Raw genomic sequence first — 26299 nt, 5'->3', positions numbered from 1 at the left:
AGCGCGGCGGCGCGCGCCTTGCCCTGACTGACCTCCATATGTCAGGAAGGAACACCGATGCCCCGACGTCCGTGGCTCACATCGCTGACCACGATGGCGCTGATCATCCCCGGAGCCTTCACGCTCACCGCCTCCCCGGCGAACGCGCTGACCATCCCGGCGTCCGACTACCAGCAGGTGTCGCTCGCGTCCGGCGGCGCGGAGCTGGGTGAGGCGATGTCGCTGGCCGTGATGCCCAACCGATCGGTCGTCCACACGGCCCGCGACGGCACGGTGCGCGTCACCGACGCCAACGGCAACACGAAGGTGGCCGGCAAGCTCAACGTCTACACCCACGATGAGGAGGGCCTGCAGGGTGTGGCGGTCGACCCGGGCTTCGCGTCGAACCGGTACGTCTGGCTCTACTACTCACCACGGCTGAGCACGCCGAACGGTGATGCGCCCGGCACCGGCACGCAGTCGCAGTTCGACCAGTGGAAGGGGCACCTGAACCTGTCCCGCTTCACGCTGAAGTCCGACGACACGCTCGACCTGAGCAGTGAGAAGGTCGTGCTGGAGGTGCCGAACGACCGGGGGATGTGCTGTCACGTTGGCGGCGACATCGACTTCGACGCGGCCGGCAACCTGTACCTGACGACCGGCGACGACAGCAACCCGTTCGAGTCGAGCGGCTATTCCCCGCTGGACGAGCGGACCAACCGCAACCCGCAGTACGACGCCCAGCGTACCGCCGCCAACACCAACGACCTGCGCGGCAAGGTGCTGCGGATCAAGCCGCAGCCGGACGGCTCGTACACGATCCCCAGCGGCAACCTGTTCCCGCCGGGAACGGCGAAGACCCGGCCGGAGATCTACGCGATGGGGTTGCGCAACCCGTTCCGGATGAGCGTGGACAAGGCCACCGGCATCGTCTACCTGGGCGACTACGGGCCGGACGCGGGAGTGACCAACTCCAACCGCGGGCCGAGCGGGCAGGTGGAGTTCAACCGCATCACCGGGCCGGGGTTCTTCGGCTGGCCGTACTGCACGGGTGGCAACACCACCGCAGAGACCTACAACGAGTGGAACTTCGCCACCAACAGCACCGGCCCGAAGTACAACTGCGCGGGCGGGCCGACCAACAACTCCTTCCGCAACACCGGGCTGACGACGCTGCCGGGGGCCAAGCCGGCGTGGATCAAGTACGCCGGTGACTCGGGCTCGCCGCCGGAGTTCGGCGCCGGGTCGGAATCGCCGATGGGCGGGCCGGTCTACCGCTACGACCCGAACCTGAACTCGGCCGTCAAGTTCCCGCAGGCGCTGGACGGGCGGTACTTCGCCGGTGAGTACGGCCGGCGGTGGATCAAGGCGATCGAGGTCAAGGCCGACGGCGGCTACGGGGAGATCTCGGCGTTCCCCTGGTCGGGGACGCAGGTGATGGACATGGCCTTCGGCCCCGACGGGGCCCTGTACGTCCTCGACTACGGCACCGGCAGCAACAACCAGGCGCTGTACCGGATCGAGTACATCGGCGAGGCCAACCGCAACCCGATCGCCAAGGCCTCCGCCGACAAGACGTCGGGACCGGGTCCGCTCGCCGTGAGCTTCTCCTCCGCCGGCAGCTCCGACCCCGAGGGGGGCGCGCTGACGTATTCGTGGAACTTCGGCGACGGCACCACCTCCACGGCGGCCAACCCGAGCAAGACCTACACGGCGAACGGCACCTACACCGTCACGCTCACCGTCCGCGACCCGCAGGGGCTGACCGGCACGGCGAGTGTGATCGTGACCGTCGGCAACACCGCGCCGACGGTCGCCCTGACCCTGCCGGCCGACGGCCAGTTGTTCTCCTTCGGTGACACCGTGCCCTACCAGGTGCAGGTGAGCGATCCGGAAGACGGCACGATCGACTGCACCGAGGTCACCGTCGCCTACTTCCTCGGCCACGACAGCCACGCGCACCAGATCACTTCGAAGAGCGGCTGCAGCGGCTCCATCGCTGTGCCGGTGGACGGCGAGCACGACGCCGCGGCCAACATCTTCGGCGTCTTCGAGGCGTCCTACACCGATAAGGGCGGCCTGACCTCCACCAGTCGCCGTACGCTCCAGCCGCGCCACCGGCAGGCCGAGCACTTCGGCGCCCAGCAGGGCATCCAGACGGCCGACCACACCACCGCCGAAGGCGGCAGGACGGCCGGTTTCATCGACGACGGCGACTGGATCTCCTTCCAGCCGTACGTCCTGAGCAACGCGACGAGGATCACCGCCCGGGTGTCCTCGGCGGGCGCGGGCGGCCGGATCGAGGTGCGGGCTGGCTCGACCACGGGCACGCTGCTCGGCACGGTGAACGTCGCGAGCACCGGGAGCTGGGACACCTTCACCGACGTCTCGGCGAATCTGAGCGGCGCGCCGGCCGGCACGACGACGCTGTACCTGGTCTTCCGCGGCGCGACCGGACAGGGCTACCTGTTCGACGTGGACGCCTTCACCTTCGACACCGGCACGTCTCCCTCACCCACTCCGACACCTACTCCGACGCCCACCCCGACGCCCACTCCGACACCGACCCCGACGCCGTCGGCGACCACGAGTGCGCTGCGGGGCGTGGGATCGGCGCGGTGCCTGGACGTCGACGGGGCCTCCCAGTCGAACGGCGCGCAGGTGCAGATCTGGGACTGCCACGGCGGCGTCAACCAGCAGTGGACCTCCACCAGCGCCGGTGAGCTGCGCGTCTACGGCAACAAGTGCCTGGACGTCAGCGGCGCGGGCACGGCCGACGGCTCCAACGTGATCATCTGGGACTGCAACGGGCAGAACAACCAGAAGTGGCGTTTCAACTCCAACGGCACGATCACCGCTGTCGGGGCGAACAAGTGCCTGGACGTGTCCGGGTACGGCACCGCCAACGGCAGCAAGGTGCACATCTGGAGCTGCCACGGCGGCACGAACCAGCAGTGGACCCGCGTCTGACATCTGCCGCCGGTGTCCAATCTCGACCCACCACGATCACCAATCATGTGACTCCCGGCGCGGCCCAGCTTTCGATGTCGGAAGAGGCCGCGCCGGGCATCGCGACGGAAGGACACCCATGCTTCGACATCTCTTCCCCGCCGCGCCCGGGCGCATCGCGGGGCGCGACCGCAGGACATCCGTGTTACGGCGCCTGTCGGTGACCGCGGCGGCCCTCACCGCCGCCGCCGCGATGGTGATCCCCGCCGTCCCCGCCCAGGCCGCCGACTTCAAGGTGCTGGTGTTCTCCAAGACGGCCGGGTTCCGGCACGACTCGATCCCCAACGGAGTCCAGGCCATTCGCGACCTGGGGGCCGCGAACGACTTCGCGGTCGACGCGACCGAGGACTCGAACGCCTTCAGCGCCGCCAACCTCGCCCAGTACAAGGCGGTGGTCTTCCTCAGCACCACCGGTGACGTGCTGAACAACACCCAGCAGGCCGCCTTCCAGGCGTACGTGGACGGCGGGGGCGGTTATGTGGGGGTGCATGCGGCCGCCGACACCGAGTACGGCTGGCCGTACTACGGGCAGCTGATGGGAGCCTGGTTCAACAGCCACCCGGCGATCCAGCAGGCGACCGTACGGAACGAGGATCGGGCGCACGCCGCGACGGCCCACCTGGGGACGACCTGGACGCGTACGGACGAGTGGTACAGCTACCGCACCAACCCCCGCTCGAACGTGCGGGTGCTGCAGAGCCTGGACGAGAGCAGCTACAGCGGCGGCGGCATGGGGGACCACCCGATCACCTGGTGCCACCCCCAGTCCTCCGGCCGCGCGTTCTACACCGGCCTGGGGCACACCCAGGAGTCGTACACCGACACGAACTTCCGCACGCTCCTGCTGGGCGGGATCCGGTACGCGGCCGGGGCCGCCAACGCGGACTGCCGTCCGGAGACCGGGTACACGGCGTTGTACAACGGGTCGACGACGGGCTGGTCGCAGGCCGGGCCGGGGTCGTTCGGCAACAGCGACGCCACGCTGACCTCCCAGGGCGGCATGGGCATGCTGTGGTACAGCGCCAAGGAGTTCCATTCCTACTCGCTCAAGCTCGACTGGAAACTGACAGGTGACTCCAACTCGGGAGTGATCGTCGGGTTCCCGGCCACCGGCGATCCCGACGCGGCGCTCGCTACCGGGTATGAGGTGCAGATCGACGCGACCGACACTCCGGACAAGACGACGGGGGCGGTCTACGGCGTCAAAGCCGCGGACATCAACGCGCGCGATGCGGCGCTGAATCCGCCGGGTCAGTGGAACACGTACGAGCTGCTGGTGGAGGGTGAGCGGCTCCAGGTGTTCCTCAACGGTACGAAGATCAACGACTTCACGAACACCGATTCGGCCCGCTCGCTCCAGCAGGGTCACATCGGCATCCAGAACCACGGATCCGGCGACGTGGTGTCGTTCCGCAACATCCGCGTCAAGGAACTGGCCGGACCGTCTCCCTCACCCACGCCGACGCCCACGCCCACGCCGACTCCGACGCCGTCGGAGACCACGAGTGCGCTGCGGGGCGTGGGATCGGGTCGGTGCCTGGACGTCAACGGAGCCTCCCAGTCGAACGGCGCACAGGTGCAGATCTGGGACTGCCACGGCGGCGTCAACCAGCAGTGGACCTCCACCAGCGCCGGCGAGCTGCGCGTCTACGGCAACAAGTGCCTCGACGTCAACGGCGCCGGCACGGCCGACGGCTCCAGCGTGATCATCTGGGACTGCAACGGCCAGAACAACCAGAAGTGGCGCCTCAACTCCAACGGCACCATCACCGCCGTGGGCGCCAACAAGTGCCTGGACGTGTCCGGGTACGGCACCGCCAACGGCAGCAAGGTGCACATCTGGAGCTGCCACGGCGGCACCAACCAGCAGTGGACCCGCGTCTGATCCTCCCCTCCCGGGGAACCGCGGAATCCGCCCCGTTCACCGCGACATGACACCCGGTGTGGCCCCGATCGGGCCACGCCGGGCCCGGCCGGTGCGCCCGTCGGGGTCCGCCGATCAGCGGGTGCGTGCGGGTCCGGTCGTCCGGCGCAGGGAGATGGGCGGGGAGAGGAGGATCTGGTGATGCGGGGTGGCGGGATCGGAGATCCGCCGGATGAGCAGTTCGACGGCGTGGGCGCCGAGCTCGTCGGCGGGCACGTCGGCGGCCGTGAGCGGCGGATGCAGATTCTCCGCCCAGTGACGGCCCGCCACACCGGCGATGGAGAAGTCACCGGGCACGGTCAGGCCCGCGTTCTCGATCGCGTGGTACATGCCGGGTATGGCGGCCTCGTTGATGGTGGCGATGGCGGTGAGATCGGGATGGTCGGCGAGGAGCCGCCCGACGCAGGAGAATCCGGCGCGGGAATCGTCGGCGCAGCACATCTGGACGCCTGCCACGCCGCGTTCCGCCGTGGCGCGGTCGAAACCGGCCTGAGCCCGGTGGGCGGGGCCGTACCCGGCGGCCATCAGCTCGGCGGAGCGGTTAACCAGGGCGATGCGACGATGACCCAGATCGGCCAGGTGGTGCACGCATTGTGAGATCAGCGTCTCGTAGTCGAGGTCCACCCAGGACATCTCGTCGGCGCGGTCGGTGCGGCCGATGCCGACGAAGGGCAGTCTGGTCTGCCGCAGGCGGGCGACCCGGTCGTCCTCCAGCCGGATCTCCATGACGATCACGCCGTCGACGCGCCTGCCGCCGACCACCCGCTCGAACGAGCGGTCGTGCTCGCCCCCCGAGGGCGACAGCAGGACGTCGAGGTCGGCGCGTGCGGCGGCGTCGACGACGCTGGCGACGAAGCCGAGCTGCATGTCGGTGAAGTGCCGGCTGGCCGGAGGGATGACCAGCCCGATCGTGCGGGTCCTGCCCTCCTTGAGCGCCTTGGCGGTCGCGTTGGGCTGGTACCCCAGTTCGTCGATGACCGCCTGAATGCGCCGGCGGGTCACCTCCGACACCGGGCGCTTGCCGCTCAGCGCGTAGGAGACGGTGCTGCGCGACACGCCCGATCGCTTGGCGATCTCCCCGATGTTCATCCCGCTCCTCAACCGGTCGTCCCACCGCTGACCATCGTAGGTCGAACCGATAGAACCGACGAGTCGCGGTGTTTTCGCCGGATCCCATTGACGCGAGCGATCCGCGGCCCTATCTTCAGGCGAACCGATTCGAATCGATTCGATATCGGATGACAATAGCCGCAGAACACGTGTCAGCGGAGGTCGGATCATGGGGCCAGGGACAACGAGTCGGCGTGCGGCCGGCCTGAGTATGGCGGTGCTCGCAGCCGCCGGCGGTCTCGTCGCATGCTCCTCATCGTCCGGCGGAGACGCCGCCACGGATGCGAGCCAGGCCAGGACCTACACGATCTGGGACCCCTACCCGCAGCACGACAAGAGCTCGGAGTGGGTCGAGCTGCTGGAGACGTGCGGCGCCCAGGCGGGTGTCACGGTTCAGCGCACGGCCTACGACACCACCGACCTGACGAACAAGACGCTGCTGGCCGCGCAGCAGGGCAACGCGCCCGACGTGCTCATCGTCGACAACCCGGTGGTCTCCACGCTGGCCGAGGCGGGAGTGCTGACGACGACGGAGGAGAACAAGCTCGACACCTCGGCCATCGCGCCGAACCTGCTGGGGGCGGGGCAGATCGGCGGCAAGACGTACGGCGTCCCGATCGGAGCCAACACCCTGGCCCTCTACTACAACGAGAACGTGCTCGAGAAGGCCGGGGTGGACATCGCCTCGGTGCGGGACTGGGCCTCGCTCACCGCGGCGCTGGAGAAGGTCAAGGCGGCCGGCGACAAGGGCATCACGTTCTCGGCGATCGGCACAGAGGAGGGCAGCTTCCAGTTCCTGCCCTGGTTCTGGGGGGCCGGCGCCCGGCTCACCGCGCTCGACTCCCCGCAGGGGGTCGCGGCCGTCGAGTTGTGGACCGACTGGCTGCGGAAGGGGTACGCCCCCAACTCGGTCATCAACAACACGCAGACCACCAGCTGGCAGGAGTTCGCCGGCGGCGACTACGCCTTCGCCGAGAACGGGACCTGGCAGCTGGCCAACGCCCAGAAGGCCGGCTTCGCCTACGGCATCATCCCGATCCCCGCCAAGGACGGCGGGACGGCGCCCGCGCCGACCGGGGGCGAGTTCGTCAGCATCCCGGTGCAGAAGGACACCGGGCGCTACGCCACCTCCCAGAAGCTGGTGACCTGCCTGACCAGCACGGACAACTCCCTGACCACGACCACCGCCCTGTCGTACGTCGCGCCGACAGAGCAGGTGCAGGCCAAGCAGGTCGCCGAGAACCCCGACCTGGCGGTCTGGGTCGAGGCGGTCAAGGCCGCCAAGGGCCGTACCAGCGACGACCTCGGCACCAAGTATCCGAGGATCTCCGAGCCGATGTGGGGCGCGGTGCAGGCGGCGCTGAGCGGGTCGAAGAACCCGCAGCAGGCGATGGCCGACGCGCAGGCCGCGGCCGCGAGCGCCACCCGGTAGCGGCGATGCACGCGGCTGCGAGCGCGGCGGCGCGCGGTGCGAGGGCCGGTCGGTGGGCGGCCTGGGCCTTTCTGGCGCCGGTCGTCGTCTACCTGCTGGTCTTCTACGCCTATCCGCTGTACCGCAACGTCGATCTGAGCCTGCGCGACTACACGGTGCGCTCGTTCGTCCAGGGGGACGCGCCGTTCATCGGGCTCGCCAACTACGCGAAGGTCGTGGGCGACATGACCTTCGGGCCGGCGCTGTGGCACACGGTGGCGTTCACGCTGGTGTCACTGGGCTTCCAGTTCGCCATCGGGCTCGCCCTGGCGGTGTTCTTCTACCGGAACTTCCGGTTGTCGGCCACGTTGCGTGCGCTGTTCCTGGTGCCGTGGCTGCTGCCGCTGATCGTGTCGGCCTCGACGTGGTCGTGGATGCTCAACAGCGACTCCGGCGTCGTCAACACGGTGCTCGGTGTCTTCGGCGTGGGGCCGGTCCACTGGCTGACCTCCCCCGACTGGTCGCTGTGGTCGGTGACCCTCGCCAACATCTGGATCGGGATCCCGTTCAACCTGGTCGTGCTGTACTCCGGCCTCCAGTCGATCGACCCGGTCGTCTACGAGGCGGCGGCGCTGGACGGCGCGACCGGCTGGCAGCGGTTCTGGAAGGTGACCTTCCCGCTGCTGCGGCCGGTCTCGGCGATCACGCTGCTGCTCGGGCTGGTCTACACGCTGAAGGTGTTCGACGTCATCTGGATCATGACCAAGGGCGGGCCGAGCGACTCCTCCACCACGTTCGCCACCTGGTCGTACCGGCTGGGCTTCGGGAACCTGCTGCCGGCCTTCGGACCCGGGGCGGCGGTCGGCAACCTCCTGATCGTGGCGGCTCTGGCGTCCGGGCTGATCTACATCCGGGTGCAGCGGAGGCTGGCCCTGCCATGAACGGGCGGATCGAGCGGATCGTGGGCGCGTCATGAAGGCCGCGCGCAGCTGGTGGAAGACGGCGACCGGGCTGGTGCTGACCGGTGTGATGCTGTTCCCGGTCTACTGGATGATCAACGTGTCCTTCACCCGGGAACAGGACATGCGCAAGAGCCCGCCCTCCTGGTTCCCGCTGGACGGAACCCTGGACGGCTACCGGTCGGTGCTCGACCAGCAGCTGCCCTACCTGGGGGTCAGCGTGATCGTGGGGCTGGGCACGGTCGCGCTCACGCTGCTGGTCGGTACTCCGGCCGGATACGCGCTGGCGAAGCTGCGCCCGAGAGGCGGCGGGGTGCTGAGCTTCCTGCTGCTGATCGCGCAGATGATCCCGGGGATCATCATGGCGATGGGGTTCTACGCCGTCTTCCTCAACGTGGGAGTGCTCAACACGATCCCGGGCCTGATCGTGGCGGACTCGACGCTGGCGGTGCCGTTCGCGGTGCTGATCTTCACGACGTTCATGTCCGGCATCCCCGAAGAGTTGCTGCAGGCGGCCCGGGTCGACGGGGCCGGGGCGCTGCGGACCTTCTGGTCGGTGGTCGTGCCGGTCAGCCGCAACTCGATCATCACGGTGTCGCTGTTCGCGTTCCTGTGGGCGTGGTCGGACTTCGTGTTCGCCAGCACCCTGGACCAGGGCGGCTCGCTGCAGCCGATCACGCTCGGCATCTACCACTACATCGGCAACAACAACCAGCAGTGGAACGCCATCATGGCCACCGCCGTGATCGCCTCCGTCCCCGCCACCGTGCTGCTGGTCATCGCCCAGCGTTACGTCGCCGCCGGAGTCACCGCGGGTGCGGTGAAGAACTAGCCCGGCTCTCTCTCCGACAGAAGGGACCCTTCGTTCATGACCGCCGCCGCAGGTCTGGCATTCTCCCTCTGGGAGATCCCGTTCAGCTTCCGCGGATCGTGGTTCGACTTCTCCCCGGTGATCGGTGAGAAGATCTACGCGCCCGATGTCCATCTGGTGTCGCACCAGACCGGCATGCATCCGATCCTGCGGCTGGTTCCCACCGTGGGCGGAGCCCGCGCAGAGACGACCCTGTCCGCGACCCCGCACGTGCTCGCCTGGGATCACGACGCCGGACGGATCGAGCTCGCCTACGAGACCCCCGACACCGTGCGGATACGCGGTCAGGGCCTGGGGCTGGACCTCGTGGCGGCCGATCCGGTCCTGACGCCGTTCAGCGGTCCGTACTTCTACGCCGATCCCGGCGACGGCTCGTGGGTCTTCACGGTGTACCAGACCGGCCGCCGCTACCGCGTGACCCTCCTCGCCGGGCAGGCGGAGCCGAAGGGCGCGCAGGTGCTCGGCACCGCCGAGCGCGGCGTCGTGCTCCTCGGCGGCGAGTCGTGGGAGATCGCCGTCGAGGAGTACGAGACCGCCCGCGCCCCCTACCGGAGCGGGACCGGCTTCGAGCAGGTTCTGGGAGCCGCGCGGAGCGCCTTCGAATCGTTTCGAGACGCGGTGGCGCCCTGGCGCAGCGACAGGACGCCCGCCGCCGAGCTGGCCGCCTACGTCCTGTGGTCGGCCACGGTGCGTCCGGCCGGCTTCGTCACCCGGCCCGGGGTGCTGATGTCCAAGCACTGGATGGACAAGGTCTGGAGCTGGGACCACTGCTTCAACGCCATCGCCCTCGCCGACGGGCTGCCGGAGCTGGCCAGGGACCAGTTCCGGCTGGTGTTCGACCACCAGGACGCCACCGGCGCGCTGCCCGACTCGGTCACGCATTCGGAGATTCTGTACAACTTCGTCAAGCCGCCCATCCACGGCTGGGCCCTGGGGCGGCTGCGCCCGCTGAGCGCCGGCGAGACCGCCGAGGTGTACCGGCTGCTGGAGCGGTGGACCTCCTTCTGGCTGACCCACCGGCGCGTTCCCGGCCACGAGTTCGCCCACTACCAGCACGGCAACGACAGCGGCTGGGACAACGCCACCACCTTCGACCCCGAGCGCGTCGTCGAGACGGCGGACCTGGCGGCCTTCCTCGTCCTCCAGATGCGCGAACTCGCCCGCCTGGCCGCCGAGCTCGACCTGCGGGACGCGGCCGCCGCCTGGACCCGGGGGGCCGACCGCATGCTCCAGGCGCTGCTGGCCGAGCTGTGGGACGGCGACCGGTTCGTCGCCAGGAGCGCCAGGACCGGACGCACCTGGTCCAGCGCGAGCCTGCTCGACCTCATGCCGATCGTCTTGGGGGCGGAGCTGCCGGAACCGGTCCGGGCGTCGCTGGCCGCCCGGATCGAGACCCACCTGACCGAGTTCGGGCCGGCCACCGAGCTGCCCGGCTCATCCCACTACCAGGACGACGGCTACTGGCGCGGTCCGATCTGGGCGCCCTCGACCATCCTGATCGAGGACGGCCTGCGCCGCGCCGGTTACCCGGGCCTGGCCGACGAGATCAGCACGCGCTTCCGCCTCCTGTGCGAGAAAGCCGGGTTCGCGGAGAACTTCGACGCCCGTAAGGGCACGGGCCTGCGCGACCGCGCCTACACGTGGACCGCCAGCGCCTACCTCATCCTCGCCGCCGCCCACGAACGCCGGGAGGAGCCCATCACGGCGGCGTCCGCTTGAGCCACGCCCGCCGTCGAATCGCTTCGATTCCGATTCCCGGCCAGACCACGCCATGGAGATCACCGTCCCACTTATCGGCGTGGACGACTTATCGGCGTGGACGACCACGAGCGCATCGGAACGGCCCTCGCCGGGATCGGTCGATCACCCGGCGAGGGCCGTTCGCTCCGAGCGGGACGCGGGTCAGACGCGGGTCAGGTCCGGGTCCACTGCTGGTTGGTGCCGCCGTGGCAGGTCCAGATGTGCACCTTGGAGCCGTTGGCGGTGCCGTACCCGGACACGTCCAGGCACTTGTTGGCGCCCACGGCGGTGATGGTGCCGTCGGAGTTGAGGCGCCACTTCTGGTTGTTCTGGCCGTTGCAGTCCCAGATGATCACGCTGGAGCCGTCGGCCGTGCCGGCGCCGTTGACGTCGAGGCACTTGTTGCCGTAGACGCGCAGTTCACCGGCGCTGGTGGAGGTCCACTGCTGGTTGACGCCGCCGTGGCAGTCCCAGATCAGCGTCTGCGCGCCGTTGGTCTGGGAGGCTCCGTCGACGTCCAGGCACCGGCCGGACCCGACGCCCCGCAGCGCGCTCGTGCTCCCCGAGGGCGTGGGGGTCGGCGACGGCCCCGGAGTGTCGGGGGGCAGCAGCGTGATGGTGAAGGTCTCATCGACGTTGGTGTGCGGCAGGTTCACCGTCGTGCCGTTGTTCGACAACGTCACCACCGTGTTCGACACGGTCACGGGACCGGCGACCGCTCCTCCGCCGTTGTACGGGATGCGCTCGGCCACCACCCGGACCTGGTTGTTCTGCACAAGGCCGCTGGTGGTGTCCAGCCGCTGCAGGGCGACCGCGATGTTGCCGGTCGTGCTGCCTCCGCCGACCAGGACCTTCGCCTCCCCGCTGGCCTTGGTCGCGAACGCGTCATAGGCGGAGCTCGGCGTGACCGAGGCGATCTGCCCGGTCTGCGAGCCGTAGAAGCGGTAGACCCACCACTCGCCCTTGGGCTGGTACTGCCCGGCGGAGTCGCGGACGAGCAGGTTGGCCAGGTCGTTGTGCAGGTTGCCGCCGCCGGCCCAGTTGGCCCGCAGGCCGTCCGCTCCGGCCCGCTCCAGCCGGGCTATGTACCAGGCTCCGTCACCGGGGTTCTGCTCGTTGGACGCGCCGTACTCGTTGATCTGGTACGGGCGCGGGTGCGGGATGCCGCGGGAGTCGAGGGTGGTGTTCGCTGTGGCGACATTGGCGACCGGGTCGCCGGGCAGGGAGTGCCAGCTGACGATGTCGGGGACGACGTTGTTGGCCTTGACGTAGTCGAGGTACTGGGTCCAGAAGCCGCCGGTGGACGGCACGCAGGCGCAGCTGGGGCCGACGATCAGGTGGGACGGGAACGCGGCGCGGATGCGCTGGTAGGCGCGCTTCCACATCTCGAAGTACTGGGAGATGGGACGGTTCCAGAACAGGGTGATGTTGGGCTCGTTCCACAGGTCCCACTGGACGGGGGCGCCGGTGGCCCGCACGTCGTCGAGCAGCCGGGTGAGGAAGCTGTCGTAGTCGGCCCAGTTGCCGTTGTCGCCGGGGAAGCGCGAGATCGGGTAGCCGTCCGCGCCCCACAGGTCGTGCACGAGCAGGACGAACTCACCGCCCAGTGACCGGGTGCGCAGCAACTGCGCGCGGGTGGCGTTCCACCGGCGGTCGTACTTGCCCGACACCCAGCCGCCCGGGCCGTCCAGCTGCGCGCCGCCCGCCCGCATGTAGCGGAACCGCACGTCCGTGAAGAAATGGTCCGGGGGGTTGGCGGCGTCCTCCGTCATGCCGTAGATCCACCCGGAGGCCCGGTACGTCGGGGAGCCGTCGGTGACGGAGAAGTTCACGGTGATGGACTGGTCCGCGGCCTGAGCCGGCGCCGTCGTCGTCAGGACGGAACCCGCGACGAGTGCGCCGACGGCGAACAGAGCGGCGATCCTGCGGCGGCCTGTGCGCCGCCTCTTACCTTGTGCATCCACTCATAACTCCTTGACAGGGGGGCGGGGGAGCGGCACGGCCATCGGCGGGCCGTCTCCTGGTGAGCCGCCCGGCCGCCGCCGCCCCGGCCATACGAGACCGGTGCGGTGCGTCGGCACGGAGACGACGTCGCCGATCAGGAGGTCGCTCAAGGGCCGCGAGCCGGTTCGCGCGGGTTGGCGCGGACCGGCTCGACGGTTTGCGATTACAGGTGGCCGGAGGGCGTCAGACGCGGGTCCACTGCTGGTTGGTGCCGCCGTGGCAGCTCCAGATGTGGACCTTGGAGCCGTTGGCGGTGCCGTACTCGGCGACGTCCAGGCACTTGTTCGCGCCCACGGCGGTGATGGTGCCGTCGGCGTTGAACCGCCACTTCTGGTTGTTCTGGCCGTTGCAGTCCCAGATGATCACGCTGGTGCCGTCGGCCGTGCCGGCGCCGTTGACGTCCAGGCACTTGTTGCCGTAGACGCGCAGCTCACCGGCGCTGGTTGAGGTCCACTGCTGGTTGGCGCCGCCGTGGCAGTCCCAGATCAGCGTCTGCGCGCCGTTGGACTGGGAGGCGCCGTCGACGTCCAGGCACCGGCCGGACCCGACGCCCCGCAGCGCGCTCGTGCTTCCCGAGGGCGGAGGGCTGGAGGTCCCGCCGCCGTTGAGCACGTTGAGTACGGCGTCGTAGGCGGGTTTCTTGTTGTAGTTGCCGTCGAACAGCAGCGGGGTGTCGCCGCTGCGCCAGGAGTACTTGTCGGTGACGCCCCACACGGTGATGCCGGTGCAGCGGGGCACGGCCATGCACGCCTGGGTGACGCGGCGGTAGGCGTCGGCCTGGGCCGAACCGGAGCCGCCGACGTCGAGCTCGGTGATCTGCACGTCGACGCCGAGCGCGGCGAACTGGGCGATGTTCTGCTGGTAGTTGGACGGAGGGTTCCCGAAGTGGGACTGCAGGCCCACACAGTCGATGGGCACGCCGCGCGCCTTGAAGTCCCTGACCATGTTGTAGACGCCGCGGGTCTTGTTGGCGTTGGCGTCGTCGATGTTGTAGTCGTTGTAGCAGAGCTTGACGTTCGGGTCGGCCGCTCGGGCGGCGCGGAAGGCCTCCTCGATGAAGCCGTTGCCGAGCTTCTGGGTGAAGATCGAGTCGCGCAGCGTGCCGACCGCGCCGCCGTCGGCGAAGGCCTCGTTGACCACGTCCCAGGCGAATACCTTGCCCTTGTAGTGGTTCATGACCTGGTTGATGTGGTTGGTCATCGCCGAGCGCAGGTCGTTGGCGGACATGCCGCTGTTCACCCAGCCGGGCAGCTGGGCGTGCCACACCAGGGTGTGGCCGCGGACCTTCATGCCCTTGCTCACGGCGTGGTTGACGATCTGGTCGGCGGGTCCCCAGTTGAAGGAGCCGCGGTTGGGCTCGATCGGACCCCACTTCATCTCGTTTTCCGCGGTGACCGAGTTGAACTCCCGATCCCACGTCGCTACATACGCCGAATCACCGAGATGGCCGGCCGCGATCGCGGCGCCGTAGTAGCGGCCACTCTGCGCGGCCGCCGCGCCCAGGGTGCCCTCTGCGGCCCCCGCGGCGGTGGGGACCGCCGTCAGAGCCGTCGCCATGCCCAGGGTGCCGAGAGCCGCGGCGATCAGGGCCCGACGAGTGCCGTGGAGCGGTCGCCGGGATCTTGTGGTGGATAAAGGATTTCGGGCCATGCGTGAGCCTCCAAAGACGGATCACGAGGGAAGAGTCGCAAGATCACGGTCCGATCCATCGTCGAACCGCGTCACATTCGGCGTCCCCCTGCCGCCCACCACCGACCTCGGCAGGTAGAGGTCGCCTGAGTGCTCAGTGTGGAAACCTCGGGTGTCGCCTGTCAAGGGACCGAACGAATCGTTTCGATCCACTGTCGCTCTGCACGCCGTCACCCGCCCGGCCGGTCACACCGCAGATGAACGTTTCAGGGGGCGGCCGGGCCCACGACGGACCCTACCGGACGAACCGGCCGAACGCTTGACGGATTCTCGTCATGTCGTGTTGTCTCCAGTACACCACCACCTCCGTCAGTCGAGGGAGAGGAGGCTGGGTTCATCGAGTGTGATGTTAGCGCTAACATCGCCTGTGCGGCCGCACAAGGAGAACGAGAATGCATGCACTCCCCATCCATGTGGCGCCCACGGCCGGCATCGTTTGCCGGTCGGCGTCGCCGGCAGCCCCGACGGGGTCAACCGTCCGGCGAAGACATATGTGACATTTTCATGACATCCGCGCTTGTAAGACTCATACTTATCGCGTGTGTGTCCGCCGGATGTCCTGTCGGCCTTCACCGGGCGAAGAGAGGCGAGCCGACCTGATGGATCGGCGTCATCTGGCGTTGCGCGTACTCCCGGAGACGGCGGGGCGCTCGTCCGGCGTGTCGGCAAGCCGCCCTCCGCTCACCGGAATAAGCATGCTTGACAGGTTCGTTGGGTAGATCTATTTTCCTTGCGAATCGATTCGATCAATTTGCACGGTCGGTCCCGGCGTCCATGCGCGCCGAGTGCAGAGCGCCGCGTCCCGCCGACGACTCCCACCCCCCACTAGGAGCTACACGTGCACGACTCCTCACCTCGTACGGCGCGAAGGCCGGTCCCGGCCGGTGCCACCGCCGTGGCGCCGCCCGCCGGTCCCGGCCCCGCCCTGCGTTTCGCCGGGTGGGCCGCGTGCTGAAGATGACCGGCATCGGCAAGAGCTTCCTCGGCGTCCGGGTCCTCGACGGAGTCGACCTGGAGGCGGCCGCCGGTGAGGTCCACGCGGTGGTGGGGGAGAACGGCGCGGGCAAGTCGACGCTCATGAAGATCCTCGCCGGAGTGCACGCCCCGGACGAGGGGACGATCGAGATCGACGGCAGGAGCGTGGCGTTCGGGCACCCGATCGAGGCCCAGCGGGCCGGGGTGGCGATCATCTACCAGGAGCTCACCCTGCTGCCCGAGCGGACGGTGGCCGAGAACGTCTTCCTCGGCCGGGAACCCGTCCGGCGGGGGCTGGTCGACCGGGCCGCGATGGAGTCGGCGACCGGTGAGCTGCTGAGTTCACTCGGCGAGGAGTCGTTCGGGCCGCGCGATCTCGTGCGGCGGCTCTCGGTCGCGCAGCAGCAGGTCGTCGAGATCGCCAAGGCGTTGTCGCTGAACGCCCGGATCGTGGTGATGGACGAGCCGACGGCCGCCCTGGCCGACCACGAGGTGGGGCTGCTCTACACGCTGGTGCGGCGGCTCACCGAGCGCGGCATCGCGGTCCTGTACGTCTCCCACCGGCTCCGCGAGATCTTCGATCTCGCCCACCGGATCACCGTGCTGAAAGACGGCGCCCGGGTCGCCACGGCGGAGGCCTCGAGCCTGGACGTCGCGACCCTGATCCGCCTGATGGTCGGCCGGGAGCTGGACTCCTACTACCCTCCCCGCGCGGCGGATCCGCCGGGAGAGGTGATGGTGAGCGTGCGCGGCGGCGGCAACGCCAGGCTGCGCGGTATCGATCTCGACCTGCGCGCGGGGGAGATCGTGGGAGTGGCCGGGCTGCAGGGCTCGGGCCGGACAGAGCTGGCCAAGGCGCTGTTCGGCGCCGAGCCCTTCACCACCGGCGAGATGACGCCCTGCCGTCCCCGCTCGGTGCGCGAGGGCATCGCAGCGGGGATCGGCCTGGTGACCGAGGACCGCAAGGCCGAGGGAATCCTGCCGCACCAGCGGGTGCGCGACAACGCCCTGCTCGTCGCGCGGGCCATAAGAAGATCCGCGGGAACGCCCGCGATCGAGCGGCTGCTCCGGCGGGTGCGGCTCAACCCGCCCCGGCCCGCCCAGGAGATCCGGCTGCTGTCCGGTGGCAACCAGCAGAAGGTCGTGCTGGCCAAATGGATGACGGTCGCGCCGCGCGTCCTGCTGCTCGACGAGCCCACCCGCGGCGTCGACGTCGACGCCAAGGCCGCGATCCACGAGCTGATGCGTGAACTCGCCCGGGACGGCATGGCCGTCCTGATGATCTCCTCCGAGCTCCCCGAGCTCATCGGCATGAGCGATCGCATCGTGGTCATGCGTGATGGCGGCATCGCCGGAGAACTGCCATCCGGCTCCACCGAGGAGTCCGTGATGCGCCTGGCGGCCGCGTCATGACCCAGCAGCTGAAGCTCCGGCGCGTCGCCGCCGCCGAAGGCTCGTTCCTCCGGAGGCTTTCGGCCGACCAGCCGGCGCGTGCCGTCTACCTGGCGCTGGCTCTGCTCATCATGCTGGGCTGGCTGCTGTTCACGCTGGACGGCGGGCGGTTCCTGAGCCAGGAGAACATCGTCGGCATCCAGCAGCGATCGGCGGCACTGGGCATCGTCGCGATCGGTCAGACCCTGGTGATCCTGGCCGGGGGCCTCGACCTCTCGGTGGCCTACCTGATCAGCCTGACCACACTGGTCGCGGCCGAGATCATGGCGGGGGCCGGCGCGAACGTGCCCGCCGCGATCGCCGCGGTGCTGGCGGTGAGCGCGTTGGTCGGACTGGTGAACGGGCTGATCGTCACCAGGCTCCAGGTGCACGCCTTCATCGCCACGCTCGGGACGGCGCTGATCATCAGAGGTGTGCTGGACGCGCGGTACGACGGGCCGGCCGGCAGCGTGCCCGCGTCCTTCCGGCATCTCGGGTACGACCGCATCGGGCCGCTGGCGGTGTCGGCGCTGCTGTGGGCCGCGGTGGCGGTGTCCGCATGGCTCCTGCTCAGCCGGACGCGGCTGGGATACCGGATCTACGCGGTGGGCGGGAACACCGAGGTCGCGCGGCTGTCGGGAGTTCGCACCGAGCGGGTCATGATCGCCGTCCACGTGCTCTGCTCGGTCTGCGCCGGGATCGCGGGGCTGCTGCTCGCCTCCCGGCTCGGAGCCGGCACGCCGACCGCCGGGACCGACGGCGGGTACGACCTGGAGTCGATCGCCGCGGTCGTGCTCGGCGGGACCGCCCTGGCCGGAGGCCGCGGCGGGGTCGCCGGGACCGTCGGCGGAGTCCTGCTCCTGGCCGTACTCGACAGCATCTTCAACCAGATGGAGGTCAACTCCTTCGCCAAGGACGTGGTGCGGGGAGTGGTCCTGGTGGCGGCCCTGGCGATCTACGCTCGCAGGAGGCGGACCGCATGAGACGCGCGCTGCCGATCTTCGTGGTGCTGGCCGGGCTGCTGATCGCGATCGCGGTCGTCAACCCGTACTTCCTGGAGCCGCCCGCCTTCCTCGCCTTCGTCAAACGTGCCGCGCCGCTGGTGATCCTCGCGGCCGGGCAGTACTTCGTCATCGTGTCCGGCGAGTTCGACCTGTCGGTCGGCTCCCTCGTCACCGCCGAGGTGGTGATCGCCGCCCGGCTCATCGACGGCTCCGCTGAGGCGACCTGGCCCGTCCTGGCCCTGCTGCTCGTCCTCGGCCTGCTCGTCGGGCTGGTCAACGGGATCGTCACCACCGTCTTCCGCGTCCCGTCGTTCATCACGACGCTCGGCATGCTGCTGATCCTGTCCGGGGCTGTCTTCCTCTGGACGGGCGGCGCGCCCCGGGGCGCCCTGTCCCCGGAGTTCCGCGAGCTGGGCCGGGGGAGCCTGGGCCCGATTCCCTGGTCGGTCCTGATCCTCGTCGCGGTCGTGGCCGCCGCCGTCTGCGCGATGCGCGCCGGTTTCGGCCACACGCTGGTCGCGGTCGGCGACAACGACCGGGCCGCGGCCCTGTCCGGTGTCCGCGTCGCGCGGGTGCGGACGGTGGCGTTCATGATCTCCGGGCTGTCCGCGGCGGTCGCCGCGATCCTGCTCGGTGGCTTCGCAGGGGTGTCCGCACAGGCCGGCAACGGTCTGGAGTTCCAGGCCATCACCGCCGTTGTGCTCGGCGGAGTGGTCCTCGGCGGCGGCCGCGGCTCAGTGGTCGCCGCCATGGCGGGCGCCTTCACCCTGGAGGCCCTGTTCACCCTCCTCAACCTGTACGGCATCTCGGGGGCGCTGGAGCCGGCCGTACAGGGTGTGATCATCATCGCCGCGGTGGCGCTGGGAGCCGTGCGCTTCCCGCGCAGGAGAACCGCGGCCGCCTCGTGATGGAAGGAAGACGATGCGTTCATATTCGCGGCGGTTCCTCGCCGTGGCGGCACTGGCCGTGCTGACGACGACGGCCGCGTGCACCACCGACGAACCTGCGCCCTCCGCCGCGCCGGCAGGGTCCTCCGGGCCGGCCGAGTCCGCCGGGCCGGGGGACAGGGGCACCGGAGCGCAGTCGAAGTTCTTCGTGCAGGCCGACTACGACGCTCAGATGGCGATGCGCCGGGCGGAGCCCACCGGCCCGGCGGACAAGCCGTGGGAGCAGAGCATCGACCCGCGGCTCGTCGACACCGCCGCGTACAAGAAGGCGGCGCCGTACCACCTGTGCTTCTCCAACGCCGCGATCGACAACCCCTGGCGGCAGGTCGGCTGGAAGACCATGCAGGCGGAGGTCGCCCTGCACAAGGAGATCGAGCGCTTCACCGCCCTGGACGCCGAGGGCAAGGACGACAAGCAGATCTCCGACATCGCGGAGCTGCAGGGCAAGGGCTGCGACGTGCTGATCGTCTCGCCCAACACCACGGCCACGCTGACTCCCGCGGTGTCCGGGGCCTGCCCCAAGGTCCCCGTCATCGTGTTCGACCGGGGGGTCGAGACCGACTGCCCGGTCACCTTCATCAAGCCGGTCGGCGGATACGCCTTCGGCGCCGAGGCGGCCGAATTCCTCGTCGACAAGGTGCCGTCCGGCGGGAAGATCCTGGCGCTGCGCATCCTGCCCGGGGTCGACGTGCTGGAGACCCGGTGGTCGGCGGCGAAGGTCGCGTTCGACAGCAGCGACCTCGATGTCGTCGGCGTGGAGTTCACCGACGGCGACGCCGCGAAGACCAAGAGCATCGTCGGAGACTACATCCAGCGCTACGGCAAGATCGACGGAGTCTGGATGGACTCGGGCGCCACCGCGGTCGCCGCCGTCGAGGCGTTCGAGGACGCGGGCCTGCCCGTACCGCCGATCAACGGCGAGGACCAGCAGGACTTCCTGCAGAAGTGGAGCGACGCGAAGCTGACCGCGATCGCCCCGACCTATCCGACGTACCAGTGGCGCACCCCCGTCATCGCGGCGCTCAAGATCCTCAAGGGGGAACAGGTGCCGAAGATCTGGAACCTGCCGCAGCCGGCGATCACCCAGGAGAACCTCGCCACCTACCTCAAGCCCGGCATGCCGCCGCTGCACTACGCCCTGTGCGGCTGCGAGGACCTGCCCGGCTACCCGGAGAAGTGGGGCGGCACGTCGTGATCGGCGTCAACACGTGGGTCTGGGTCTCCCCGCTCACCGACGACTCCCTGGCCGCCCTCGCGCCGAGGATCGCGGAATGGGGATTCGACGTCGTGGAGCTGCCGGTCGAGCACCCCGGCGACTGGGATCCGGGCAGGGCTGCGGCCCTCCTGGCCGGGCTCGGGCTCGGCGCGTCGGTCGTGCTCACGATGCCGCCGGGACGTGAGCTGGTCGCCGCATCGCCGCAGGGCGTCCGGGAGACCCAGGACTACCTGCGGCACTGCGTGGACGTGGCGGTGACCGTGGGTGCGCCCGCGGTCAGCGGGCCCGCCTACGCCTCCGTCGGCCGGGCCTGGCGGATGAGCCCCGACGAGCGGCGCACGCTCTACGCCGAGCTGAGGGAGAACCTGCGACCGGTGGTCGCCTACGCCGCCGAACGCGGGGTCCGGATCGGCGTCGAACCGCTCAACCGGTACGAGACCAGCGTCATCAACACCGTCGAGCAGGCGCTCGAAGCCCTTCCGGAGGAGTGCGGACTCGCCCTCGACACCTACCACATGAACATCGAGGAGAAGGATCCCCTCCGGGCCGTCCGGCTGGCCGGGGACAGGATCGCGCACCTTCAGGTGTGCGGGACCGACCGCGGCGCCCCCGGCGGCGACCACTTCGACTGGCCGGGCTTCGCCGCCGCCGTGCACGACGTGGGCTACCGCGGGCCGCTCGTCATCGAGTCCTTCACCGCCGGCAACGCGACCATCGCCACCGCGGCGTCCATCTGGCGTCCCCTGGCCTCGAGCCAGGACGCCCTCGCCACCGAAGGCCTCGCCTTCCTCCGCACCCTCGCGAACCTCCACACCTCGACGACCTGACCGACCCCTTCCCCCGACCACCCATGCCTTCGCACTCCCGCAAGTCCAACCGTCACCGGTAACCTCAGGAGATCCTTCATGCGAAGATCACGATTACTCCCCGCCCTGGCCGCAGCCCTGCTGGGGCTGCTGCTGTCCGCGGCGCCGCCGGCGGCGCACGCGGCCGAGCCGCAGTTCAAGGTGCTGCTGTTCACCAAGACCGCGAACGGCGCCTACCGGCACGACTCCATCCCCGCCGGTATCTCGATGTTCCAGCAGATGGCGGCCGACAACGACTTCCAGCTCGACCAGAGCGAGAACTCCGCCGTCTTCACCTCGTCGACCCTCGACACCTACGACGCGGTGATCATGCTCCAGACCTCGGGCATGGTGTGGGACAACGACGCCCAGCGTCAGGCCATGCAGGCCTATGTGCGCAGCGGCCACGGCGTCGTGGCGATCCACAACGCCACCGACATGAACATCGAGTCGCAGTTCCCCTGGTGGGACCAGGTCGTGCTGGCCGGCGCGCACATGACCCAGCACTCCTCGATCGTGCAGGGCACCGCCAAGGTGGCCGACAAGGTCCACCCCTCCACGCAGGGTCTGCCGGATCGGTGGACGCGTACCGAGGAGTGGTACAACTTCGACAAGAACATGCGCGGCTCGGTGCACGTGCTGGTGACAGCCGACGAGACCACCTATGACGCGGGCTCGTACAAGATGGGCGCCGACCACCCGATCTCCTGGTGTCACAACCCGGAGGGCGGCCGGGTGTGGGCCACCGCGATGGGCCACCAGTCGTCCTCCTATTCGGAGCCGCTGTTCAAACAGCACCTGCTGGGCGCGGTGAAGTGGGCTGCCGGCGCGGCGCCGGGTGACTGCGGCGGCACGGTCGCGGCCCGGTTCCAGAAGGTGACCCTCGACGGCGCGCCCGACCAGCCGATGGAGCTGGACGTGGCCGCCGACGGCAGGGTCTTCTACATCTCGCGCTCCGGCAAGGTGAACATGATCCCCGCGGACGGCGGGGGCACGCGCGTCATCGGCACGCTGTCGGTGTACGACGGCGGTGAGGACGGCGGAATCGGGCTGGCGCTCGACCCGAACTTCTCCACCAACGGCTGGATCTACCTCAACTACTCGCCGTCCAACGGCGGCGAGGTGAACCGGGTGTCCAGGTTCACCTTCAACGGCACCAGCCTCGACATGGGCAGCGAAAAGAAGATCATCGAGGTTCCGGCGTACCGCAACGTCGACGAGCCGGGCCACACCGGGGGCTACCTCGCGTTCGGGCCGGGCGGCAACCTGTACATCGGCCCGGGTGACGACACCAACCCCAACGCCTCCAGCGGGTACGCCCCGATCGACGAGCGGTCGGGCCGGGAGCACTACGACGCCCAGCGGTCCTCGGCCAACACCAACGACCTGCGCGGCAAGATCCTGCGCATCCACCCCGAGCCCGACGGCACCTACACGATTCCGTCCGGCAACCTGTTCGCGCCGGGAACCGCCAAGACGCGGCCGGAGATCTACGCCATGGGCTTCCGCAACCCGTTCCGCTTCTCGGTCGACAAGGTCACCGGGTGGATCTCGTTGGGGGACTACGGCCCTGACGCGGGCAGCACCAACCCCAACCGTGGTCCCGAGGGCACGGTCGAGTGGAACCTGATCAAGCAGCCGGGCTTCTACGGCTGGCCGTACTGCACCGGCGACAACACCCCGTTCAACGACTTCAACTTCGCCACCAACACCTCGGGGCCGAAGTTCAACTGCTCGGCGCCGGTCAACGACTCGCCGAACAACACCGGGCTGACCAACCTGCCCGCGGCCAAGCCCGCGACGGTCTGGTACGACTACCACGCCTCGGCCGAGTTCCCCGAGATCAACTGCTGCGGCGGCGCTGCCCCCATGGGCGGCCCGTTCTACAGCTACGACGCGAACAGCACCTCGGAACGCAAGTTCCCCGAGTATTTCGACGGCACGCCGTTCATGTACGAATGGAGCCGCAACTTCGTCAAGGAGTTCCGCCTGGACTCCTCCGGCAATCTCCTGAAGATCAACGCATTCGCCGCACAGCTCACCCCGCACGCGCCGATCGACATGAAGTTCGGCCCCGACGGCGCTCTGTACATGGCCGACTGGGGCAACGGCTTCGGCCACGCGAACACCGATGACGCCATCTACCGGATCGACTATGTGGCCGGGAACCGCGCTCCCGTCGCCAAGGCGAGCGCCGCCCCCGACTCGGGCACAGCGCCGCTGACGGTGGCGTTCTCCTCGGCCGGCTCGTCCGACCCGGACGGCGACGCGATCACCTACAGCTGGAAATTCGGCGACGGCGGGACCTCCACCAGCGCCAACCCGTCCCACACCTACACCGCCGACGGCAACTACACCGCCACACTGACCGTACGGGACTCCGGCGGGAAGACCGGCAGTGTCACGTTGCCCATCATCGTCGGCAACACCCGTCCCAAGGTCGCCTTCGCGGCGCCGCCCGACGGCGGGTTCATCGGCTTCGGTGATCAGGTGGCCTACACGGTGAACGTCACCGACCCCGAGGACGGCGCCGTCGACTGCGGCAAGGTCAACGTGATCACCGCGCTCGGTCATGACCAGCACGCCCACGACACCGGTCAGTACACCGGTTGCTCCGGGACGGTCACGACCACGGCGTCCGGCCACGACGAGGCCTCCAACGTCTACTACGTCCTGTCCGCCGACTACACCGACGGTGGCGGCCTGAAGGGCACGGCCGGCGTCATGCTGCAGCCCAAGCACAAGCAGGCCGAGCACTTCACCGGCTCGTCCGGGATCCGGGTCGTCGAAGAAGCGGGAGCCGAGGGTGGCAGGCGCATCGGCGACATCTCCAACAACGACTGGATCTCCTTCACGCCGATCAACCTGTCCGGGATCGACACGGTGTCCTTCCGCGTCTCGGCGCCGTCCAACACAGGAGGCTCCATCGAGCTGCGCGCCGACTCGCCGACCGGGGCGCTGATCGCCTCCAGTTCCGTGCCGGCGACCGGGGGATGGAACAACTACGTGTCCCTGCCCGCGGTGGCCGTCACCGACCCCGGTGGCACCCGCGACGTCTATGTCGTGTTCAAGGCGCCGTCGGCGAACGCGTTCGACCTCGACTCGTTCACCTTCGGCGGCGCGGGCGTCGGGCAGGGGGGTGGTTCCCCCTCACCCACCCCGACACCCTCGGGGAGTACGAGCGCGCTGCGGGGCGTGGGGTCGGGACGGTGCCTGGACGTGACCGGGGTGTCGCAGTCGAACGGTGCGCAGGTGCAGATCTGGGACTGCAACGGCGGCGCCAACCAGCGGTGGACCTCCACCGGCGCCGGTGAACTGCGTGTGTACGGCGGCAAGTGCCTGGACGTGAACGGCGCCGGCACGGCCGACGGCACCGCTGTAATCATCTGGGACTGCAACGGGCAGAACAACCAGAAGTGGCGCCTCAACGCCGACGGCACCATCACCGCAGTCGGGGCCAACAAGTGCCTGGACGTCGACGGCGCCGGCACCGCCAACGGCACCAAGGTCCACATCTGGACCTGCCACGGCGGCACCAACCAGAAGTGGACCCGCGTCTGACCCCGGCACGACACCAGAACCTTGGAACCGGTCCGCCCCCCGGCGGACCGGTTGGGTCCGACCGGGGGCGAGCGGAGTCAGGTCAACCGCGATAGGTCTCCAGCAGCCGCAGCCAGATCTCGCTGATGGTCGGATAGGCGGGTACGGCATGCCACAGACGGGCGATCGGGACCTCGGCCGTGACCGCGATAGTCGCCGAGTGGAGCAACTCGGCCACACCCGGACCGACGAACGTGACACCGAGCAGCGTTTCACGATCAAGGTCCACCACGGCCCGGGCCCGCCCCCGGTAATCGTCGGCGAACAGGGAGGCTCCGGCCACGCCGCCCAGGTCGTAGTCGACCGCCCGCACCCGGTGCCCGCGCCGGGTCGCCTCGTCCAGGGTGAGACCGACGGAAGCGACCTCGGGGTCGGTGAAGACGACCTGTGGCACCGCCCGCTCGTCCGCCGTGGCCACGTTGCGGCCCCACGCGGCGGTGTCCAGTTCTCGCCCGGCGGCGCGATCGGCGATCACCTGGCCGAAGATCCGCCCCTGGTACTTGCCCTGATGGGTCAGCAGCGCGCGGCCGTTGACGTCCCCGGCCGCGTAGAGCCAGCCGCCGGAAACGCCGACCGCCCGTCCGGTGGCGTCCACCTCGATGGGCTCGCCCGGGGTGAGGCCCACCGTCTCCAGCCCCAGGTCGGCGGTGGCCGGCACCCGGCCGGTGGCGAACAGCACCTCGTCCGCCGTCACCGTCTCGCCGCCGGCCAGCGTGAGCGTCACCTGGTCGTCGCGGCCGGCCTTGACGACCGAGACACCGAACCGCACGTCCACGCCGCCCGTCAGCAGGCTCTCGGCCACCAGCTCCCCCGCGAAGGGCTCCATCCTCGCCAGCAGCCGTGATCCGCGCACCAGCATCACCACTTCACTGCCCAGCGCCCCCCAGGCGGTGGCCATCTCGCAAGCCACGACTCCGCCGCCGACGACGGCGAGCCGTGACGGCACGAATCCGGACCCGGTCGCCTCACGGCTGGTCCACGGGTGTGCCTCGGCCAGGTCCGGGATGCCGGGCAGCGCGGCACGCGTCCCCGTGCACACCGCGACGGCATGGCGGGCCGTCAGCACCCGCCGTCCGCCGTCGGCGGTCTCCACGGCGACGCGCCTTTCCCCTTCCAGCCGCCCGTGCCCACGCACCAGCACCAGCCCGGCCTCTTCCAACCAGGTGACCTGGCCCTCGTCGTTCCAATGCGAGGCGAAACCGTCCCGGCGGTCGAGCACCGCCGCCACATCCAGCGCACCGGTGACGGCCTCGCGGGCTCCCGCCACGCGCCGGGCGTCCCCGAGCGCGGTAGCCGGCCGCAGCAACGCCTTGCTGGGCATGCACGCCCAGTACGAGCATTCCCCGCCGACCAGTTCGACCTCCACCACCGCGACGGTCAGCCCGCCGGCCCGTGCCCGCTCCGCCAGGTTCTCCCCTGTAGGTCCGGCACCCAGCACTACGACATCGAACTCATCCAACGCCGGTCTCCTCTCGGTGTCCGTCCATCATGCGGCCCTGCTTCCCCTGATTCATCCACGTACCGTGCCACACCGCATGAATGGGAGACCGACCCTTGCCAGTGCCGCCGGGCCGTCGGGCCCCAA

The 26299-nt window shown here is 69.5% G+C and carries 16 protein-coding genes; 12 read left to right on the top strand and 4 right to left on the bottom strand.

Features of this window, described 5'->3' with window-relative positions; all coding sequences use genetic code 11:
• Window positions 1-57 precede the first annotated feature (57 nt).
• Complete coding sequence (locus AP234_RS25285; protein WP_055482238.1) at window positions 58-2949, top strand: lectin; 2892 nt, start codon at window positions 58-60, stop codon at window positions 2947-2949.
• A 118-nt stretch (window positions 2950-3067) separates the two neighbouring features.
• Complete coding sequence (locus AP234_RS25280; protein WP_083502419.1) at window positions 3068-4873, top strand: lectin; 1806 nt, start codon at window positions 3068-3070, stop codon at window positions 4871-4873.
• A 114-nt stretch (window positions 4874-4987) separates the two neighbouring features.
• On the opposite strand, the gene AP234_RS25275 is transcribed toward AP234_RS25280, so the two are convergent.
• On the bottom strand, window positions 4988-6001 hold the full coding sequence (locus AP234_RS25275) for a LacI family DNA-binding transcriptional regulator (protein ID WP_055482237.1): 1014 nt from the start codon (window positions 5999-6001) through the stop codon (window positions 4988-4990).
• A gap of 238 nt (window positions 6002-6239) precedes the next feature.
• Between AP234_RS25275 and AP234_RS25270 the strand changes: the two genes are divergently transcribed.
• Genes AP234_RS25270 through AP234_RS25255 form a run of 4 tightly spaced genes read left to right on the top strand, consistent with a single transcriptional unit; the run spans window position 6240 to window position 10982 of the window.
• Entirely contained in the window at window positions 6240-7454 is a 1215-nt protein-coding gene (locus AP234_RS25270) for an extracellular solute-binding protein (protein WP_200926702.1), read from the top strand.
• A gap of 5 nt (window positions 7455-7459) precedes the next feature.
• Window positions 7460-8374, top strand: a complete 915-nt coding sequence (locus AP234_RS25265; RefSeq protein WP_055482235.1) for a carbohydrate ABC transporter permease — start codon at window positions 7460-7462, stop codon at window positions 8372-8374.
• 31 nt (window positions 8375-8405) lie between these two features.
• The gene (locus tag AP234_RS25260; RefSeq protein WP_055482234.1) at window positions 8406-9224 is read left to right on the top strand and encodes a carbohydrate ABC transporter permease; all 819 of its coding nucleotides are present in this window, start codon (window positions 8406-8408) and stop codon (window positions 9222-9224) included.
• A 36-nt stretch (window positions 9225-9260) separates the two neighbouring features.
• Window positions 9261-10982: an MGH1-like glycoside hydrolase domain-containing protein gene (locus AP234_RS25255; protein ID WP_055482233.1), complete on the top strand. Its 1722-nt coding sequence runs from the start codon at window positions 9261-9263 to the stop codon at window positions 10980-10982.
• 194 nt (window positions 10983-11176) lie between these two features.
• On the opposite strand, the gene AP234_RS25250 is transcribed toward AP234_RS25255, so the two are convergent.
• Together AP234_RS25250 and AP234_RS25245 are read right to left on the bottom strand one after the other, a co-directional pair.
• The gene (locus AP234_RS25250; protein ID WP_083502418.1) at window positions 11177-12967 is read right to left on the bottom strand and encodes a lectin; all 1791 of its coding nucleotides are present in this window, start codon (window positions 12965-12967) and stop codon (window positions 11177-11179) included.
• A 223-nt stretch (window positions 12968-13190) separates the two neighbouring features.
• Window positions 13191-14564 carry an endo-1,4-beta-xylanase gene (locus tag AP234_RS25245; protein ID WP_235558368.1) on the bottom strand — a complete coding sequence of 458 codons (1374 nt, stop codon included), beginning with the start codon at window positions 14562-14564 and terminating at the stop codon, window positions 13191-13193.
• A gap of 1089 nt (window positions 14565-15653) precedes the next feature.
• Between AP234_RS25245 and AP234_RS25240 the strand changes: the two genes are divergently transcribed.
• The 6 genes from AP234_RS25240 to AP234_RS25215 all read left to right on the top strand — a co-directional run bounded on the left by AP234_RS25240 (window position 15654) and on the right by AP234_RS25215 (window position 24675).
• Window positions 15654-17084, top strand: a complete 1431-nt coding sequence (locus AP234_RS25240) for a sugar ABC transporter ATP-binding protein (protein ID WP_083502440.1) — start codon at window positions 15654-15656, stop codon at window positions 17082-17084.
• On the top strand, window positions 17081-18085 hold the full coding sequence (locus AP234_RS25235) for an ABC transporter permease (RefSeq protein ID WP_055482230.1): 1005 nt from the start codon (window positions 17081-17083) through the stop codon (window positions 18083-18085). The genes AP234_RS25240 and AP234_RS25235 overlap by 4 nt, the downstream gene beginning before the upstream one ends.
• A complete protein-coding gene (locus AP234_RS25230; RefSeq protein ID WP_055482229.1) occupies window positions 18082-19014 on the top strand; it encodes an ABC transporter permease in 933 nt (310 codons plus the stop codon). Before AP234_RS25235 ends, AP234_RS25230 begins: the two co-directional genes overlap by 4 nt.
• 13 nt (window positions 19015-19027) lie before the next feature.
• Window positions 19028-20248, top strand: a complete 1221-nt coding sequence (locus AP234_RS25225; RefSeq protein WP_055482228.1) for a substrate-binding domain-containing protein — start codon at window positions 19028-19030, stop codon at window positions 20246-20248.
• Window positions 20245-21096 (top strand): sugar phosphate isomerase/epimerase family protein, encoded by an 852-nt coding sequence (locus AP234_RS25220; RefSeq protein ID WP_055482339.1) that lies wholly within the window; start codon window positions 20245-20247, stop codon window positions 21094-21096. Before AP234_RS25225 ends, AP234_RS25220 begins: the two co-directional genes overlap by 4 nt.
• Window positions 21097-21174: 78 nt before the next feature.
• Entirely contained in the window at window positions 21175-24675 is a 3501-nt protein-coding gene (locus AP234_RS25215; RefSeq protein ID WP_055482227.1) for a lectin, read from the top strand.
• Between the two features lie 82 nt (window positions 24676-24757).
• On the opposite strand, the gene AP234_RS25210 is transcribed toward AP234_RS25215, so the two are convergent.
• Complete coding sequence (locus tag AP234_RS25210) at window positions 24758-26173, bottom strand: dihydrolipoyl dehydrogenase family protein (RefSeq protein ID WP_055482226.1); 1416 nt, start codon at window positions 26171-26173, stop codon at window positions 24758-24760.
• Window positions 26174-26299 lie beyond the last annotated feature (126 nt).

Source organism: Sphaerimonospora mesophila, from assembly GCF_001417795.1.
Classification (GTDB): domain Bacteria; phylum Actinomycetota; class Actinomycetes; order Streptosporangiales; family Streptosporangiaceae; genus Sphaerimonospora; species Sphaerimonospora mesophila.
The sequence above is the reverse complement of the archived record's forward strand: the minus strand, read 5'-3'. Positions and strand labels throughout refer to the sequence as shown.

Coding starts and splice junctions, on each gene's coding strand:
- AP234_RS25265 (WP_055482235.1), top strand. CDS start 7,460: ATGCACGCGGCTGCGAGCGCGGCGGCGCGCGGTGCGAGGGCCGGTCGG.
- AP234_RS25245 (WP_235558368.1), bottom strand. CDS start 14,564: ATGGCGACGGCTCTGACGGCGGTCCCCACCGCCGCGGGGGCCGCAGAG.
- AP234_RS25280 (WP_083502419.1), top strand. CDS start 3,068: ATGCTTCGACATCTCTTCCCCGCCGCGCCCGGGCGCATCGCGGGGCGC.
- AP234_RS25240 (WP_083502440.1), top strand. CDS start 15,654: ATGACCGGCATCGGCAAGAGCTTCCTCGGCGTCCGGGTCCTCGACGGA.
- AP234_RS25225 (WP_055482228.1), top strand. CDS start 19,028: ATGCGTTCATATTCGCGGCGGTTCCTCGCCGTGGCGGCACTGGCCGTG.
- AP234_RS25275 (WP_055482237.1), bottom strand. CDS start 6,001: ATGAACATCGGGGAGATCGCCAAGCGATCGGGCGTGTCGCGCAGCACC.
- AP234_RS25260 (WP_055482234.1), top strand. CDS start 8,406: ATGAAGGCCGCGCGCAGCTGGTGGAAGACGGCGACCGGGCTGGTGCTG.
- AP234_RS25285 (WP_055482238.1), top strand. CDS start 58: ATGCCCCGACGTCCGTGGCTCACATCGCTGACCACGATGGCGCTGATC.
- AP234_RS25230 (WP_055482229.1), top strand. CDS start 18,082: ATGAGACGCGCGCTGCCGATCTTCGTGGTGCTGGCCGGGCTGCTGATC.
- AP234_RS25255 (WP_055482233.1), top strand. CDS start 9,261: ATGACCGCCGCCGCAGGTCTGGCATTCTCCCTCTGGGAGATCCCGTTC.
- AP234_RS25235 (WP_055482230.1), top strand. CDS start 17,081: ATGACCCAGCAGCTGAAGCTCCGGCGCGTCGCCGCCGCCGAAGGCTCG.
- AP234_RS25215 (WP_055482227.1), top strand. CDS start 21,175: ATGCGAAGATCACGATTACTCCCCGCCCTGGCCGCAGCCCTGCTGGGG.